Genomic DNA, 14,583 nt, shown 5'->3' on the forward strand with positions numbered 1-14,583 from the left:
CGCGCGGGCCATGGCCAATGAAGGCGTCCTGAAGCTGACGCAGGACCCGAACCAGTGGGTGCTGCAGACGGGTGATTATGCCAACACCCGCCATTCCAAGCTGAAGCAGATCAATGCCGACAACGTCGGCAAGCTGCAGGCGGCGTGGACCTTCTCCACCGGCGTGCTGCGCGGCCACGAGGGCTCGCCGCTGGTGGTGGGTGACACGATGTACGTGCACACGCCCTTCCCGAATATCGTCTATGCCCTTGATCTCAATAATGAAGGGCGGATCATCTGGAAGTATGAGCCCAAGCAGGATCCGAACGTCATTCCGGTGATGTGCTGCGACACGGTCAATCGCGGCCTGGCTTATGCCGACGGCAAGATCTTCCTTCACCAGGCCGACACCAAGGTGGTGGCGCTCGACGCCAAGACCGGCAAGGTGCTGTGGTCGGCCGTGAACGGCGACCCGAAGAAGGGCGAGACCAACACCGCCACCGTGATGCCGGTGGGCGACAAGCTGCTGGTGGGCATTTCGGGCGGCGAGTTCGGCGTGCGCTGCCACATGACCGCCTATGACATGAACAGCGGCAAGCAGGTCTGGCGCGCCTATTCCATGGGCCCGGACAATGAAATTCTGTTCGACCCCGAGAAGACCACGTCCCTCGGCAAGCCGGTGGGCAAGGATTCGTCCCTGAAAACCTGGCAGGGCGACCAGTGGAAGATCGGCGGCGGTTGCACCTGGGGCTGGTATTCTTACGATCCGGACACCAAGACCGTCTATTACGGCTCCGGCAATCCTTCCACCTGGAACCCGGCGCAGCGCCCCGGCGACAACAAGTGGTCCATGACCATTTTCGCCCGCGATGCCGACAGCGGCATGGCCAAGTGGGTCTACCAGATGACGCCCCACGACCAGTGGGACTATGACGGCATCAACGAGATGATCCTCGTCGACCAGGAGATCGACGGCAAGAAGCGCCCGCTCCTCGTTCACTTCGACCGCAACGGTTTCGCCTACACGCTTGATCGCAAGACCGGCGAAGTGCTGCTGGCCGAGAAGTATGATCCGGCGGTGAACTGGGCCACCAAGGTGGATCTGGACAAGAACAGCCCGACCTATGGGCGTCCGCTGGTGGTCGAGAAATATTCGACGCAGGCCAATGGCGAGGACGTGAACACCACCGGCGTGTGCCCGGCGGCACTCGGCACCAAGGACCAGCAGCCCGCCTCCTTCTCGCCCCAGACCGGCCTGTTCTATGTGCCCACCAACCATGTGTGCATGGACTATGAGCCCTTCCATGTGAGCTACACGCCCGGCCAGCCTTATGTCGGCGCCACGCTCTCCATGTTCCCGGCTCCGAACAGCCATGGCGGCATGGGCAACTTCATCGCGTGGGACGCCCGCAAGGGCAAGATCGTGTGGTCCAACCCCGAGCAGTTCTCGGTGTGGTCCGGCGCTCTGTCCACCGATGGCGGCATCGTCTTCTACGGCACGCTTGAAGGCTACCTGAAGGCGGTGGACGCCAAGACCGGTAAGGAACTGTACCGGTTCAAGACCCCCTCGGGCATCATCGGCAACGTGATGACCTACACCCACAAGGGCAAGCAGTACGTGGCGGTGCTCTCGGGCGTCGGCGGCTGGGCGGGCATCGGCCTGGCGGCCGGCCTGACCGATCCCAATGCGGGTCTGGGCGCGGTGGGCGGCTATTCCGCCCTCAGCAACTACACCGCACTTGGCGGCCAGCTCACGGTGTTCGCGCTGCCGGATTGATCCGGCAGGCAATCCCCGAGCCTTGGCTCGACGCCGGCACGGCTCCCTCCCGTGCCGGCGTCTCTCGAGATCGTCTGAAGGCGCAGGCTCCTTGAGCCCCTAGACGTGGCCAAGCGCCGCGATCGGGGGCCTGCACCTCGTCCCCGTCTTCGTGCCTGGAGAGAGCGTGTGTTTTCCTCTGCCCTTATGAAGCGCGCCGGCGCACTTGCTATTGCCGCGGCCCTGCTGCCGCTCAGCGCCGCTGTCGCGCCCTCGCCGTCCTTTGCCGAAACCCAGACTTTCAGCAAGCAGGGTGATCCCACCCCCGTGAAGGATGAGGACGGCAAGTATTTCGACAAGAACGGCGCCCCGACCTACAAGATTCAGCCGGATGGAACCGTGGATTGGTTCACCTATTCCGGCTACCGCCGGTACCACGCCGAATGCCACGTTTGCCATGGCCCGGACGGCATGGGGTCCACCTATGCGCCGGCCCTCATCGACTCGCTGAAGACCCTCGATTTCGATCACTTCCAGGAAGTGGTGGTGGGCGGCCGGCAAAACGTGGGAGGTGGCAATGAGAAGGTCATGCCGTCCTTTGGACTCAACAAGAACGTCATGTGCTACCTCGACGACATCTATGTCTATCTGCGTGCCCGCTCCGACGGCGCCCTCGGACGCGCCCGCCCCGCCAAGCGCGAGAACAAGTCTCCGGCGACCAATGAAGCCGAGAAAGCCTGCCTCGGCGAGTGAGGGGTTCGCCCATCTCATCGCCTCCCTGGGCACGGCGGGGCTTGCGGCCATCCTGTTGCTGAGCTCGACGGGGGCCAACGGCCAGACCATTCCCAGCTCGGTGTCGGCGGACGCATTGCGAGTGTGCGCCGACCCCGCCAACATGCCCTTCATCAACCGTAAGGGGGAGGGCTTCGAAAACCGTATCGCCGAGATCGTGGCGGACGAGCTCAAGGTTCCCGTGCGCTATTACTACATGCCGCAGGGCCCCGGCTTCGTGCGCAACAGTCTCGGCAAACGGCTGTGTGATGTGGTGATCGGCTATGCCGCCGGGGCCGACCCGGTGTTGCATACGAACCCCTATTACGAGTCCGTCTATACGCTCGTGGTGAAGACCGGAGGGCCGCTCGACGGCGTGGACCGGCTGTCCGATCCCCGCGTGAAGAGCGCGCGCCTCGGGCTGGTGGCGGGCACGCCGCCGGCGGACCACCTGCTGGAGCTGGGGCTGCTCGGTTCCGCCAAGACCTATTCGCTTCTGGTGGATCGGCGGTTCGATTCCCCGCCGGAGCAGATGCTGGCCGACCTGGCGAAGGGTGACATCGACGGCGCGCTGTTGTGGGGGCCGACCGCCGGCTATTTCGCCGGTCACACGAGCGCGCCGCTCAAGGTGGTGCCGCTGGTGCATGAGGCGGAGCGGCCGCCGCTGGCCTATCGCATTACGATGGGTGTGCGGCCCACCGACCACGAGTGGAAGCAGACGCTGAACCAGGTGCTGCGCAAGCGCGCCGGTGACATTGAAGCGGTGCTGCTCAGCTACGGCGTCCCGCTGCTGGACGACGACGACCAGCTCATCACCGCCGCTGTGCCGGCCAAGGTCGGCGGAGGGAGTTCCGCCCAATGATCGGCCCGCGCGGGGGGGTGAAGGGAGGGGCACGGCGGCTTGCGGGCATGGGGCTACTCGCGGCCCTGGTGCTGCTCGGTCCTGGTGGCCCTGCGGCCCGCGGGGCGGAGCCGGCCCTCGACGCTGACCTGGCGGTGGCCGAGCCGTCCGATTATCGCTTCGAGCCCTATCGCGCGCCGACCCCGGCCACTCTCGCCGGCGCCCAGGTGCTCTCCACGGCCCAGGCGGAGGCCCTGTGGCGGGCGAAGGGGGCTGTGTTCGTGGATGTGCTGCCGCGCCCGCCGCGCCCCGCCAACCTGCCGGCGGGAACGCTGTGGCGCGATTTGCCCCACGACAGCATCCCCGGCTCGGCTTGGCTGCCCAATGTGGGCTTCGGCGCCCTCGATGGGGCAAGCCAGCGCTATTTCGAGGATGGTCTGACGGCGCTGACGGGCGGTGATCGCCATCGGCTCGTGGTGTTGTTCTGCCTCAAGGATTGCTGGATGTCGTGGAACGCCGCCAAGCGGGCGCTTGCGGGCGGCTATGACCGGGTCGCCTGGTTTCCCGAAGGCGTGGACGGCTGGAAGGCCGCCGGCCTGCCCCTGGAGCGGCTGGAGCCCTGGCAGCCGGGCCCCGCGCGGTAATTGCACCCCGAGGCTCCGGTCGCGGTGGATGCGGCTTGGGGCGGCGCCGCCGATCGCGGTGGATCCATCATGGGCGTGTGCGCGTTCAGATCTTGAATGCTGCCGAGCGGCCGAAAGAGCCTCCGGCGCCAATGGGAGGATGGCATGATGGAAAACGTGTTGCGGCCGCGCCGTGCGTGGGGGCTGCCCCTCATCGCGTTGACGCTTCTGGCGGCGCCGGTGGCGCGGGCCGCCGAGGCCGATGGGCCCGCTGCGGTGGTCGAGCCGAAGGAGACGACGTGGAGCGCCATCGCGCCCGATATTTTCCCCGAGCAGGTGGTGGGAGATGCCGAGGGGGTGGTGGCCTTGGCCGCGCCGACCCGGGCGGAGGATGCGGCGCTAGTGCCGCTCACGGTGTCCCTTTCCCTGCCGCCGGGTGATCCGCGTAGCTTCAAGGGGGTGACGGTCGTCATCGACGAAAATCCGTCGCCGGTGGCCGGTCGCTTCAGTTTTGGCGACGGGCAGAAGGACTTCGCCCTGTCGCTGCGCACGCGGGTGAATTCTTATTCCTATGTGCGGGCCATCGCGGAAACCAATGACGGCAAACTGCATATGGCCAAGGCCTATGTGAAGGCGGCCGGTGGCTGCTCGGCCCCGGCCACCAAGGACACGGCCGACTCCATCGCCCATCTCGGCGACATCCGCTTCCGCTCGTTTGCGGACGCGGGCAAGAACGAGGCTCAGGTGCAGATCCGCCACCCCAATTTCTCTGGCCTCCAGATGGATGAGGCGACGCGCGGCTACACGCCCGCTTGGTTCGTCCGCGAGGTGAAGATCACCCAGGGCGGTCACCTGCTGCTGGGCATGGAGGGCGGCATTTCCATCAGCGAGGACCCCACCTTCCGCTTCAGCTACAAGGCGTCCGCCGAGCCGGTGACGGTGCGGGCGGAAGATACGGAAGGAAAGGTCTTCACACGCACGTTCCCCGGCGGCGGAAGCTGAGCGGGGGGGAACGGCGCGCGGTCTTCAAGGCAAGGGGCCCGCAGATGGGCCCCTTTGCATATCGAGTGCTGCATGATGGCGGCGGAATGCCCGAAAGTATTTGATACTATGCGCGTTTATTCCGCACACCGCCTGCTGTCGCGCCCGAGCGCGCTCTAAAGCCGCTCCTGGATCTGGCGGCCGATCTCGAAGACCCGCTGTTCCAGCAGCACCGGCGTTTCGCAGACATAGGCCAGGGAGTGCGAGCGCTCCTCGAAGATGCGGGTATCCCAGTTCAGCTTCTCTTCCAGCTCCTTGGTCTCGCGGGTGTCGGCGGCCTCGGGGGAATCCTTGGCCTTGCTGAGGGCGTCGCCCTCCTCGCGCAGGCGTTCGGCCAGGCGCTGCTGGCCGCGGGCGTAGCGGGTGATGCCACCGACGATCTTGCCGCGCTCCAGGCTGACGATCTCATAGACCCCGGCGAAAACCCGGACCAGGCGCGTTTTCGCCTCGGGCCCGGTTTCCTTGACGAACGCGTCGAGCAGGGGGGCCACCTGGTCGAGGGGCGTGCGGCGCGAGGCGAGCTTCACCGCCAGGGTGGCGGCGTCCTGGTCGTCGGTCCAGGGGCCGGCGGAGGCAAGGTCGGGACCGCTCCACACCGCGCCGAGGCTGATGTCCGGCGTGCGCCGCTGCGGGCAGGGCCAGTCCGGATCGCCCTTCGGCTGCGCCAACGCGGGGCCAGCCGCCGCCAGCAGCAGGGCGACGACAAGGGGGCCGCGGCATCGGCGATGGAGCAAGGACGGGAATGCGCTCTTCATGGCTGGCGAGCCTCCGGGCATGGCGCCTGAGTGCGGAACATGGGGATTTTCACGATGCCTCGCCCTTGGGCCCGCCGCGCAGGCCCATCAGCCCCCGCCCGGGATCGTAGGCGATCACCGCGAGGGCAAAGAAGACGAGGGTGGTGCCCGCCACCACCGCGCACGCGACGGGGTTGAACGCCCCATAGAGCGCGAACCGGGCCAGCTCCACCGCGTGGGTGAAGGGGTTGATGAGGCAGGCCACATAGAGCGCCTCGCTCGCGTCGCGGACCCGCCACAGGGGGTAGAGGGCGGACGAGGCGAAGAACATGGGAAAGATGACGAAGTTCATCACGCTGGCGAAATTCTCCAGCTGCCGCACCAGCGAGGAGATGACGAGCCCGATGGCGCCCAGCATGAAGCCGGAAAGGATGAAGGCCGGCAGCGCCAGCACATAGCCATAAAGGGGAATCTCGACGCCCCACAGGAACGCCACGGCCAGGAACACATAGACCTGCACCAGCGACACCACGACCCCGGCGATGAGCTTGGAGAACAGCAGCCACCAGCGCGGAAACGGGCTCGTGAGCAACACCCGCATGGAGCCCACCTCCCGGTCATAGACCATGGAGAGGGAGGACTGCATGCCGTTGAACAGCTGGATCATCACCGCCAGGCCCGGCGTGACATAGACCTCGTACAGCACATAGGTGTCGTAGGGCGGGATGATGGAGATACCGAGCGCGCTGCGGAAGCCGGCCGCGAAGATGAACAGCCACAGGAGCGGCCGCACCAGCGCCGACAGGAAGCGTTCCTTCTGCTGCACGAAGCGCAGCAGTTCCCGCCACACGATGCCGGAAAGGCAGATGGCATAGCCCCTGGCCCCGAGAGGTCGCGGCGGCGTTGCAAAAGGGCTGCCACTCATGCCGCCGCGTCCTCGTCGGGCTCGGTCAGGGCGCGGAACGCCGCTTCCAGGGAAGCGCTGCCCGCCGCCAGCGCCGCGGCCTCGCCGGCGGCGATGATACGGCCCTGGTGCAGCACATGGACCTGGTCGGTGGCTTCGATTTCGTCGAAGATGTGGGTCGCCCACAGCACGGCGAGCCCCGTTTCCCGCACCAGCTCGCGCACCAGCGCTACGATGCCCCGCCGGGAGGCGAGGTCGAGGCCCACGGTGGCCTCGTCCAGCAGCAGCAGGCGGGGCCGGTGCAGCAGGGCGCGGGCGATCTCGACCCGCCGGGCCTGACCGCCGGAGAGCGTGCGCACCTTGTCATTGCCGCGCTCCGCCAGCCCCACCAAAGCGAGCAGTTCGCTGATTCTCAGCGTCAGCGCCCGCCCCGCCAGCCCATGCAGGGCGGCGTGATAGGCGAGGTTCTGGCGTACCGTGAGATCAAGATCGAGGGTGCGATTCTGGAACACGACCCCCAGTTCTGACAGAGCAGCGGAGGGCGCGCGCGACAGATCGTGGCCGAAGATGCGCACCGCGCCGACCCGGCACGCATAAAGCCGCGTCACCAGGGAGAACAGGGTGGTCTTACCCGCCCCATTGGGGCCGAGCAGGGCCACGAAATGGCCCTGGGGCACCTCCAGCGACACGTCGTCCAGCGCCTGGCGGCGGCCGAAGCTGTGGCTCACGCCCGCGACCTGAAGCGCCGGAACCGGCCTCGTCTCATCCATGAGGGGATCTCTCCGGCTCGGCCTATTGCGGCGCCACCACGACGCCCCACGGGGCGCCGCCCACCTTGATGGACTTCACCACCTTGCGGTTGGGCACGTCGATGACGGAGACGTCGTTGGAATTGCCGTTGGTGGTGAAGAGCTGCTTCTCGTCGGGGGAGAAAGCCAGCTGCCACACCCTTTGGCCCACCAGCAGATAGTCCACCACCTCGAAGGTTTCGGCGTTCACCACGGCGACGTGATTGGCCGGGCCCAAGGCCACGAAGGCGGTCTTGCCGTCGGAAGTCACGCGCACGCCCACGGGCTGGATGGTCTCCTTCGAGATGCCGGGGATCTTGAAGGTGATCTTCTTGATGATCTGATGGGTCGCCGGATCGATCACCGAGACCGAGCCGCCAACTTCCGCAGAGACGAACAGCTTCTTGCCGTCGCGGGTGAATTCGGCGAAGCGCGGGCGCGCGTCCACCAGCACGTTGGCGACGATCTTGAAGCTTTCGGTGTCGATGAAATGGGCCATGTTGGTGGTTTCGGAGGTGGCCACCAGGATCTTGCCATCCGGGCTCACGGCCATGCCTTCCGGCTCGGTGCCCACCGGCACCTGGGCGATGACCTTGTTCTTCTCCACGTCGAGCACGGTGACCTGGTTGTCATCCTCATTGGCGATGTAGAGCGGGTTGCCCGAGGGGTGCAGGGCGAACAGCTCCGGGTCGGGGCCCGACTTCAGCTTGCGCAGCACCTTGAGGCTCACCGGATCGATCACCTGCACCGAATGGTCGTCGCTGGCGCACAGATAGATGGCCTTGCCGTCCGGGCTCATGATGATGCCACGCGGGCGGCGGCCCACCTTGGCGGTCTTGGTGACGGCGAGCGTGTCGGTGTCGATGGCGGTGATGGAATTGCCGCGCTCGTTGGAGACATAGGCCATGCCGGCCTCCGCCGCCCCGGCCGCGAACAGCGCGAGCGAGCCCGTCAGCACGGCGCAGAGGGTGCGCGGCGAGGGCAGCGGGCGAAAGGCGGTCATCTGGGTCCTCCCGGTCTTCGGCGCGTCTTGCGCGCGCCGTTGTAGCGTTGCGGGGCCGTTGGCGCGGCCCTGGAAAGCGTCAGCCTAGTTCAGGTGGCATTTGGATTCGGGCTCGTCGAAGCCGAGCGTGTCGAGGGGCGTGCGCTGGTGCAGGAAGCCGTCTTCCGGCGCCACGGAAACCACGCCCATGGGCTGGGCGATCAGGAGCGGCTGGCGCACCTGTTGGTCCCACGGGCGCACGGAAAGGGGCACGCCCTTGAAGGCGGCGATACTGAAATCCGGTGAGCGCAGATAGGCCGCCATGGCGGCGGGATCGTCGCCCTTGGTGCGGGTCGCGGCCTCGCCCACCATGCGCACGGCGAGCCACGCCTGATAATCGGTGGGCCGCATGGTGCGGTTGGTGCCGCGCAAGAAGCGGTTCTGAAGCTGGGCCGAACCCCAGGCGTCCTGTGCCTGATGCCAGGTGGAGGCCGTCAGCCCCTGGGTGCCCACCACCAGCCGCGGCTCGGCCGTGCGATAGGGGATGTAATTGCCGAAATCACCGGCTTCGTCCGCCACCACCAGCACGTCCGCATCGACGCCGCGGGTGAACACCAGCGCGTCGGATTTGGTGATGCTGTCGGAGCGCTCGCGGGCGAGGGGGCCGAAGGTCCAGGGCTTTTCCGCCACCACCTTGAGGCCGAACTTGCGGGCGGAGCGCTTCACCGCCTCCGCATAGGCCTTGTCGCCGTCATTGGGGCCCACCACCAGGAACAGGCGGCTCCAGCGCTTGGTGGCCAGGAACTGGGTGAGAGCATCGGCCAGCATGGCGCGGCTGGGCGCCACGTGGAACACATCCGCCCGGCACTGCTCGGCCCGCAGGCCGTCATCCAGCGCGCCCACATTGAACACGATGGCGCCCAGCGGCTTCACCGCGTCCGCCACGGCCAGCAGCTCGTCCGCCGGCAGGTTCACGATGAGGAGGCGATTGCCGCCTTCCACCAGCGCCTTGGCGGCGGCCACCGGGTCGTCGCCCTCGGCCAGGGAGGTGGTGTTCAAGGTGAAATGCTGGCCGGTGAAGGTGCCGGTGGAATTGTTGTCCTTGATGGCGAGGGCCGCGCCCGCCACCGCATCGTCCTCCGGCACGGCGGCCAGATCATAGAGCGGGGGCGGCGGCACCTCGCGGGTGAGGAGGCCGATGGGAACCTCCAGCACCGCCGGCGCGGCCGTGGCCGGATTGGTGGGCTGGGCCTGAGCCGTCTGAACCGGCAGCGCGATTCCCGCCAGCGCGAGCCCCGCGACAGCCAGCCTCCCGACCGTCATGCCCGCGCGGGCCGCCGCCGTCGTGGCGGCGAGAAGCTGTGCGCGCAGGCTGGACATCAGATCATCACCATGCCGGTTCCATCTCGGGACGCAGATCTAGGCATCATCGCTCGCCGGGCGCAACCGGATATATCTAAGGAAAGAATAAGATGTTCCCATCTTGCCGCCGGGCGCTGGACTGTGACACGCTGCGCCGCGTTCAGGTGGATATGATGAAAAGCTCGACGTTTCTTGCCGCAACGGCACTGTTTCTCTTGCTCCCGGCGGCCGCGTCGGCGGCGGCGGTGAAGACGGCGATGTTCGGATTCGAGTTCTTCGACGACACGCTGGACACGCGCCCGCAGGTGCTGGCCGCTCAGGCTGAGCGGCTCCGCCTGGTTAATGCGGAGCTCCAGGCCCTTTTGGCGAAATCCGGCGACATGACCTTCGTGGATCTGACGCCGGAGGCGGCCCGGATCGCCGATCTTCAGCCCTTCTTCAAATGCAATGGCTGCGAGCGGGATATCGCCCGCGATGCCGGGGCGAAGCTTGAGGTGGTCGGGGTCATCCGCAAGATTTCCAGCCTCATCCTGTCGTTCGTGCTGGAAGTGCGTGAGACGGGGGAGGATGGCCGCGTCGTGCGCGCGGGGCAGGTGGATATTCGCGGCAATACGGACGAATCCTGGCTGCATGGCGTGCGTTATCTGGTGAAGAACCGCATCCTGGCGCCGGGACAGGTGCCGCTCGCCCCCTGATCATGGGGTGGCGCAAGAATAAGCGTTGCAATCGAAGTCGTTAGGGAAGGATACGCTTGATGAGACATGTTTTGACCGCCGCGCTCGCGGGCGCGCTGGTGCTGTCGCCGCTGGTGGCCGAGGCCCATGGTCCCACCCGCAAGAAGGTGACCGAGAGCGTGGAGATCAATGCGCCGGCAGCCAAGGTGTGGGCCGCGATCGGCAATTTCCAGGACATGAGCTGGCATCCGGCCATCACCGGCAGCACCGGCCAGGGCGGCAACGCCATCGACGCCACGCGCAAGCTCACGCTCACGGGCGGCGGCACCATCGACGAGGTGCTCTACAAATACGAGCCCGAGAAGATGAGCTATTCCTACCGCATCAATGCCGTGGACGTGAAAGTCCTGCCGGTGACCAATTATTCTTCCACCATCACCGTGGAACCCATCGACGCCACCCACACCAAGGTCGAGTGGAAGGGCGCCTTCTATCGCGGCTATCCCAACAATGACCCGCCGCCGGAACTCAATGACGACGCGGCGGTGGCGGCCGTGACCGCGGTCTATCGCGGCGGGCTCGACGCGCTGAAGGCCAAGCTGGAGAAGGGGCCGTCGTGAGGCGGCTCGCGACCGGCCTGCCCATGGTCTTCGCCGCCGCGCTGCTTGTCGGCGCGGCGGCCCGGGCGGAGGAAGCCTTCGTGACGGAGCAGCCCGCCAACCGCGTGGCGGTGCTGGACCTTTCCGTGGCCGGCGCAGGCAAGGGCAGCGAGCGCAAGGCGCTCATGGCGCAGATTCCGGTGCCGGGCGAGCCGGCCGGCATCGCGGTCACCCGTGATGGACGGCGCGCTTATGTGACGAGCCCTGAGGACAAGGCCGTTACGGTTATCGACGCGGCCACTCGCAAGGTGCTGGCCCGCTGGCCGGTGGGCGGAGGGCCACTGGGCATCGCCGTCGCGCCGGCGGGCGCGCCGGTGTTCGTGGCGGACTGGTATGCCAGGCGCCTCCTGGTCATCGACCCCGATGCGCCGCAGACCCACCGCGAGGCGGAGACCGGCGCCTCGCCCTCCGGGGTGGCGGTGACGCCGGATGGGGCGTTCGTGCTTACCGCCGATCGCGATGACGATACGGTTTCCGTGATCGAGACGACGGGCCTCAAGCGGGTGGCGGTGATTCCCGTCGGCACGCGGCCGTTCGGCGTCACCATCGATGCGGATGGGCGGCGCGCCTACACGGCGAATGTGGGGTCCAACGACGTGTCCATCATCGACCTTGCCGAGCGCAAGGTGGTGGCCACGGTGAAGGTGGGCGAGCGGCCCTATGGGGTTGCGCTGGCCCGCGGCCGTGCCTTCGTCACCAACCAGTATGGCGGCACGGTGAGTGTGTTCGACCTGGCCAGCCTGAAGGATCTGGGACGCATCGGCGTGGGTGATTATCCCGAGGGGATCGCCGCCAGCGGCGATGGCGGCCGGGTCTATGTGGCCAACTGGTTCGACAACTCGCTCTCGGTGATCGACACGGACAGCCTCAAGGAAGTCGCGACCCTGCCCTTGGGCGATGGGCCGCGCGCCTTCGGCGCCTTCATACGCCACGTGGACTGAGCGCGGGTGTCGGTGCGCGCTGGCCGGCGGCGCGTGCGTGCGGCCTCAGTCTGCGCGGGCCGACAGCGGCCCCAGGCCGGCGCCGCTGTCTCCTCTTTCTCCCATTCAAGGGGGAGCCGGGGAGCTTGTAGCCGGATCGTGCAGGAAACGAGTGCTGGAAGCCCCCATGGGCTGTGAGGGCGCGCCTTCCGCCGCCAACCTCGCACGCGCTTTGCCTCCGCCTCCGCCGCCCGCGTAAGCGCTGGCATTCTCGGCGGTCCAGAGCGCTTTCTCCTAACGGATGTCGGCTCGCGCGCATAAAACGCGTGAACTCGACGAGCCAGAGCACGCCTTCAATCCCGTCAACAAGGAAAGGAGTTCGGAGCCATCGCCATTCGGCGCGGGTGGCGCGGCTTATGCCGGACCACCCCGCGAGGTGTACCGGATGCTCCAGGTGTTCCGGGCCTTCCCGACGGAGCGGCGCCCTTTCCTGCTTGCGGGGAAAGGGCGGTGAAGCATTGGTGTTATTGGCCCGGCGGCGAGGCAAAGGACAAGGCCTCGGAGCGCCAGGAACCCGCGACGCGTTGAGGGGCCATCTGCTGCGCCACCCGGGCCGTCCGGGTGGCTCCCTTCCTCAGGGCGTGGGAGCGTGAGCGCGCCCCTGGCCCAGCCTTGGGATGTGAAGGTCCAGCGATCCCACGCCGTGGTTTTGGGCCCACCGCGCGGCACCGGTCTGCCTGAACGCACATCGCCGCCGACCCGTGAGGGTGGCGGCGATGGCTTTCGCGATGAGGTCAACGACCCAGGAAGATGGCGGCCAACCGCTGGAGCAGTCCCTTCGGCAGTGGCGAAGGCTCGCTCTGCCCAGGGTGGTCTCCTTCCTAGGCCTGGAAGGGATGCTTGACTGCGTCGCGCTTTTCGGTGGCTTCCTTTGCGGAGGGCTCACCCTTGACGGCGCGGGCGATGGCGAGCTTGGTGGCCTCGTAGTTGTAGGACTGGATCTTGGCGTCGTCGGCCGCTTCCCAGTGGATGAACACGCCCACGCAGATGTAGAGGTCGTCGGCCTCTTCCATGGGGATGATGCCCTCGGCCACCGCGTCCTGCACCGCCTTGGCGACGCCGTGCTGGGCCGGGCCGAACATCTGCACCGCCTGGCGCGCGTCCTTGATGGTCACCTTGTTGAACATCACCGTGTTCGGCTTGCACGCCAGGTTCGGCGCGATCACCGCCAGGAGGCTGGTGAAGCCATCCTTGTTGTTGGTCAGGCTGGTGCAGAAGGCGGTTTCCGCCGCGCTGCCGCGCGGGCCGATGAGCAGATCGATGTGCGCGACTTCGTTGCCGTCGCCCACCAGAGCCTCACCCACCATCACCTTGTCGATCTTCGCCATTGGTCTCGTCCTCCCAAAAATCTCACCGGGTGCTGTTCTTGTGCAGCCTCACGCTGAACCCCAAGGCGCGCCTTGAAACAAGAAACGCCTTGAAAAACGGCGCGCCTCGGAACCCAAGGAAAACCTCGAAACAACGAACACCCGGCAGGGGACGACCGCTTCCGGAAAGTCTCGGATAGCGGTCGGCTGCCGCTTACCCTTGTTTCAGCGCCCGGCTCCCTGCCGAGCCGGTTCACCGGATAGCGTCGCGGAGCCTACTCGACCCGCATGAAGCCAGCAAGACGCCGCGAAGGGGGTGGGCAAGCTCTTTTTTGCTCGCCTGCCGGATCAAAAATCGCTGGCGATACCGCCCACTTCCCAGTCGCCGTAGCGCACGGGCTCGGGTCCCTTGCGCCCGTTGATCTCCTTCGGCGGCTCCCTGCGTTCGGCGTCGGTGGCGGCGCGGCGGGTCTCGGCTTCCGCAAGGGCGCGCTTGGCCGCGTCGCTCAGGGGCTTGCGGGGCGCTTCAGGGGTCTCGTCGGCCATCGGTCTTCTCCTTGATCGGCGCTGCGCGCGGGTGCGGCGCCCTCAGCCTTGCACGGCGGCTGTAAAGCGTGGTAGCGGACCGCGCGCCTTCGGGCTCACTCTATCAAAGCCTTCAACATATGGAGATGCGCATGGCGACGCAGAATGGCGGCCCCACCCAGAACCCGGCGCCGTCGCTGAACGTGCTCGCGCAGTACACCAAGGATTTCTCGTTCGAGAATCCCAATGCGCCGCGCTCCCTCGCCGCTCCTCCGGCCCAGCCCGATGTGAACATCCAGATCCAGGTCAATGCCAAGCCCGGCGGCAATGGCGACTTCGAGGTGGAGCTCAAGATCGAGGGCGGTGCCAAGGTCGGTGCCGACACGCTGTTCGCGTTCGAGCTGAACTATGCCGGTGTGTTCCGCGTGCAGGGCATTCCCGAGCAGAGCCTGCAGCCGGTGGTGCTCATCGAGTGCCCGCGCATCCTCTTCCCGTTCGCCCGGCAGATCATCGCCGACGCGGTGCGCAATGGCGGCTTCCCGCCCCTGATGATCGACCCGGTGGACTTCGCCGCCCTCTATCAGCAGCGCATGCAGGCCGAGGCACAGAAGCTCTCGACCTCCGGTCAGGCCTGAGTCCAAGCCTGAGCTTTGCCGT

At 66.9% G+C, this 14,583-nt stretch carries 16 protein-coding genes; 9 read left to right on the plus strand and 7 right to left on the minus strand.

Annotation, left to right across the window (positions count from 1 at the left end; translation table 11 throughout):
- The first annotated feature begins 10 nt into the window (after positions 1-10).
- From xoxF5 to V5F26_RS04740, 5 genes are all read left to right on the plus strand, one after another.
- The gene (gene xoxF5, locus V5F26_RS04720) at positions 11-1,756 is read left to right on the plus strand and encodes a lanthanide-dependent methanol dehydrogenase XoxF5 (protein ID WP_370640758.1); all 1,746 of its coding nucleotides are present in this window, start codon (positions 11-13) and stop codon (positions 1,754-1,756) included.
- A 186-nt stretch (positions 1,757-1,942) separates the two neighbouring features.
- Complete coding sequence (locus V5F26_RS04725) at positions 1,943-2,488, plus strand: c-type cytochrome, methanol metabolism-related (protein WP_394947880.1); 546 nt, start codon at positions 1,943-1,945, stop codon at positions 2,486-2,488.
- Entirely contained in the window at positions 2,457-3,368 is a 912-nt protein-coding gene (locus V5F26_RS04730; protein WP_394947770.1) for a substrate-binding domain-containing protein, read from the plus strand. The genes V5F26_RS04725 and V5F26_RS04730 overlap by 32 nt, the downstream gene beginning before the upstream one ends.
- Complete coding sequence (locus V5F26_RS04735) at positions 3,365-3,991, plus strand: PQQ-dependent catabolism-associated CXXCW motif protein (protein WP_394947769.1); 627 nt, start codon at positions 3,365-3,367, stop codon at positions 3,989-3,991. Before V5F26_RS04730 ends, V5F26_RS04735 begins: the two co-directional genes overlap by 4 nt.
- 144 nt (positions 3,992-4,135) lie before the next feature.
- Positions 4,136-4,972, plus strand: a complete 837-nt coding sequence (locus tag V5F26_RS04740) for a quinoprotein dehydrogenase-associated SoxYZ-like carrier (RefSeq protein WP_394947768.1) — start codon at positions 4,136-4,138, stop codon at positions 4,970-4,972.
- Positions 4,973-5,127: 155 nt separating this feature from the next.
- Here the strand turns inward: V5F26_RS04740 and V5F26_RS04745 are convergent, their stop codons facing one another.
- From V5F26_RS04745 to pedA1, 5 genes are all read right to left on the minus strand, one after another.
- Positions 5,128-5,766: a hypothetical protein gene (locus V5F26_RS04745; RefSeq protein WP_394947767.1), complete on the minus strand. Its 639-nt coding sequence runs from the start codon at positions 5,764-5,766 to the stop codon at positions 5,128-5,130.
- Positions 5,767-5,815: 49 nt separating this feature from the next.
- The gene (gene pedC / locus V5F26_RS04750; RefSeq protein ID WP_394947766.1) at positions 5,816-6,670 is read right to left on the minus strand and encodes a lanthanide ABC transporter permease protein PedC; all 855 of its coding nucleotides are present in this window, start codon (positions 6,668-6,670) and stop codon (positions 5,816-5,818) included.
- Positions 6,667-7,419 carry a lanthanide ABC transporter ATP-binding protein PedB/LutE gene (gene pedB, locus V5F26_RS04755; RefSeq protein ID WP_394947765.1) on the minus strand — a complete coding sequence of 251 codons (753 nt, stop codon included), beginning with the start codon at positions 7,417-7,419 and terminating at the stop codon, positions 6,667-6,669. The genes pedC and pedB overlap by 4 nt, the downstream gene beginning before the upstream one ends.
- Before the next feature lie 22 nt (positions 7,420-7,441).
- Positions 7,442-8,440, minus strand: coding sequence for a YVTN family beta-propeller repeat protein (locus tag V5F26_RS04760; protein ID WP_394058218.1), 999 nt, complete (start codon positions 8,438-8,440; stop codon positions 7,442-7,444).
- 84 nt (positions 8,441-8,524) lie between these two features.
- The gene (pedA1, locus tag V5F26_RS04765) at positions 8,525-9,742 is read right to left on the minus strand and encodes a lanthanide ABC transporter ABC transporter substrate-binding protein PedA1 (protein ID WP_394947879.1); all 1,218 of its coding nucleotides are present in this window, start codon (positions 9,740-9,742) and stop codon (positions 8,525-8,527) included.
- Between the two features lie 296 nt (positions 9,743-10,038).
- Between pedA1 and V5F26_RS04770 the strand changes: the two genes are divergently transcribed.
- The 3 genes from V5F26_RS04770 to V5F26_RS04780 are packed head-to-tail and all read left to right on the plus strand — an operon-like array spanning position 10,039 to position 12,055.
- Positions 10,039-10,476 carry a DUF3280 domain-containing protein gene (locus V5F26_RS04770; RefSeq protein WP_394947764.1) on the plus strand — a complete coding sequence of 146 codons (438 nt, stop codon included), beginning with the start codon at positions 10,039-10,041 and terminating at the stop codon, positions 10,474-10,476.
- A gap of 59 nt (positions 10,477-10,535) precedes the next feature.
- Positions 10,536-11,075, plus strand: coding sequence for an SRPBCC family protein (locus V5F26_RS04775; protein WP_234052656.1), 540 nt, complete (start codon positions 10,536-10,538; stop codon positions 11,073-11,075).
- A 23-nt stretch (positions 11,076-11,098) separates the two neighbouring features.
- Complete coding sequence (locus V5F26_RS04780; RefSeq protein WP_394947878.1) at positions 11,099-12,055, plus strand: beta-propeller fold lactonase family protein; 957 nt, start codon at positions 11,099-11,101, stop codon at positions 12,053-12,055.
- Between the two features lie 860 nt (positions 12,056-12,915).
- Here V5F26_RS04780 and fae read toward each other — a convergent pair.
- Together fae and V5F26_RS04790 are read right to left on the minus strand one after the other, a co-directional pair.
- Positions 12,916-13,422, minus strand: a complete 507-nt coding sequence (fae, locus tag V5F26_RS04785) for a formaldehyde-activating enzyme (protein ID WP_394059588.1) — start codon at positions 13,420-13,422, stop codon at positions 12,916-12,918.
- 327 nt (positions 13,423-13,749) lie between these two features.
- On the minus strand, positions 13,750-13,947 hold the full coding sequence (locus V5F26_RS04790; RefSeq protein WP_394946826.1) for a DUF1674 domain-containing protein: 198 nt from the start codon (positions 13,945-13,947) through the stop codon (positions 13,750-13,752).
- A gap of 131 nt (positions 13,948-14,078) precedes the next feature.
- On the opposite strand from V5F26_RS04790, the gene secB reads away from it, so the two are divergent.
- Complete coding sequence (gene secB / locus V5F26_RS04795) at positions 14,079-14,561, plus strand: protein-export chaperone SecB (protein ID WP_234053297.1); 483 nt, start codon at positions 14,079-14,081, stop codon at positions 14,559-14,561.
- Positions 14,562-14,583: the final 22 nt, after the last annotated feature.

The sequence above is a fragment of the Xanthobacter variabilis genome, from assembly GCF_043831965.2.
Lineage (GTDB): Bacteria > Pseudomonadota > Alphaproteobacteria > Rhizobiales > Xanthobacteraceae > Xanthobacter.

Excerpts from the sequence above, each read along its gene's own strand:
- xoxF5 (WP_370640758.1), top strand. The coding sequence starts at position 11 with ATGGCCAATGAAGGCGTCCTGAAGCTGACGCAGGACCCGAACCAGTGG.
- V5F26_RS04725 (WP_394947880.1), top strand. The coding sequence starts at position 1,943 with ATGAAGCGCGCCGGCGCACTTGCTATTGCCGCGGCCCTGCTGCCGCTC.
- V5F26_RS04730 (WP_394947770.1), top strand. The coding sequence starts at position 2,457 with ATGAAGCCGAGAAAGCCTGCCTCGGCGAGTGAGGGGTTCGCCCATCTC.
- V5F26_RS04735 (WP_394947769.1), top strand. The coding sequence starts at position 3,365 with ATGATCGGCCCGCGCGGGGGGGTGAAGGGAGGGGCACGGCGGCTTGCG.
- V5F26_RS04740 (WP_394947768.1), top strand. The coding sequence starts at position 4,136 with ATGATGGAAAACGTGTTGCGGCCGCGCCGTGCGTGGGGGCTGCCCCTC.
- V5F26_RS04745 (WP_394947767.1), bottom strand. The coding sequence starts at position 5,766 with ATGAAGAGCGCATTCCCGTCCTTGCTCCATCGCCGATGCCGCGGCCCC.
- pedC (WP_394947766.1), bottom strand. The coding sequence starts at position 6,670 with ATGAGTGGCAGCCCTTTTGCAACGCCGCCGCGACCTCTCGGGGCCAGG.
- pedB (WP_394947765.1), bottom strand. The coding sequence starts at position 7,419 with ATGGATGAGACGAGGCCGGTTCCGGCGCTTCAGGTCGCGGGCGTGAGC.
- V5F26_RS04760 (WP_394058218.1), bottom strand. The coding sequence starts at position 8,440 with ATGACCGCCTTTCGCCCGCTGCCCTCGCCGCGCACCCTCTGCGCCGTG.
- pedA1 (WP_394947879.1), bottom strand. The coding sequence starts at position 9,742 with ATGACGGTCGGGAGGCTGGCTGTCGCGGGGCTCGCGCTGGCGGGAATC.
- V5F26_RS04770 (WP_394947764.1), top strand. The coding sequence starts at position 10,039 with ATGTTCGGATTCGAGTTCTTCGACGACACGCTGGACACGCGCCCGCAG.
- V5F26_RS04775 (WP_234052656.1), top strand. The coding sequence starts at position 10,536 with ATGAGACATGTTTTGACCGCCGCGCTCGCGGGCGCGCTGGTGCTGTCG.
- V5F26_RS04780 (WP_394947878.1), top strand. The coding sequence starts at position 11,099 with ATGGTCTTCGCCGCCGCGCTGCTTGTCGGCGCGGCGGCCCGGGCGGAG.
- fae (WP_394059588.1), bottom strand. The coding sequence starts at position 13,422 with ATGGCGAAGATCGACAAGGTGATGGTGGGTGAGGCTCTGGTGGGCGAC.
- V5F26_RS04790 (WP_394946826.1), bottom strand. The coding sequence starts at position 13,947 with ATGGCCGACGAGACCCCTGAAGCGCCCCGCAAGCCCCTGAGCGACGCG.
- secB (WP_234053297.1), top strand. The coding sequence starts at position 14,079 with ATGGCGACGCAGAATGGCGGCCCCACCCAGAACCCGGCGCCGTCGCTG.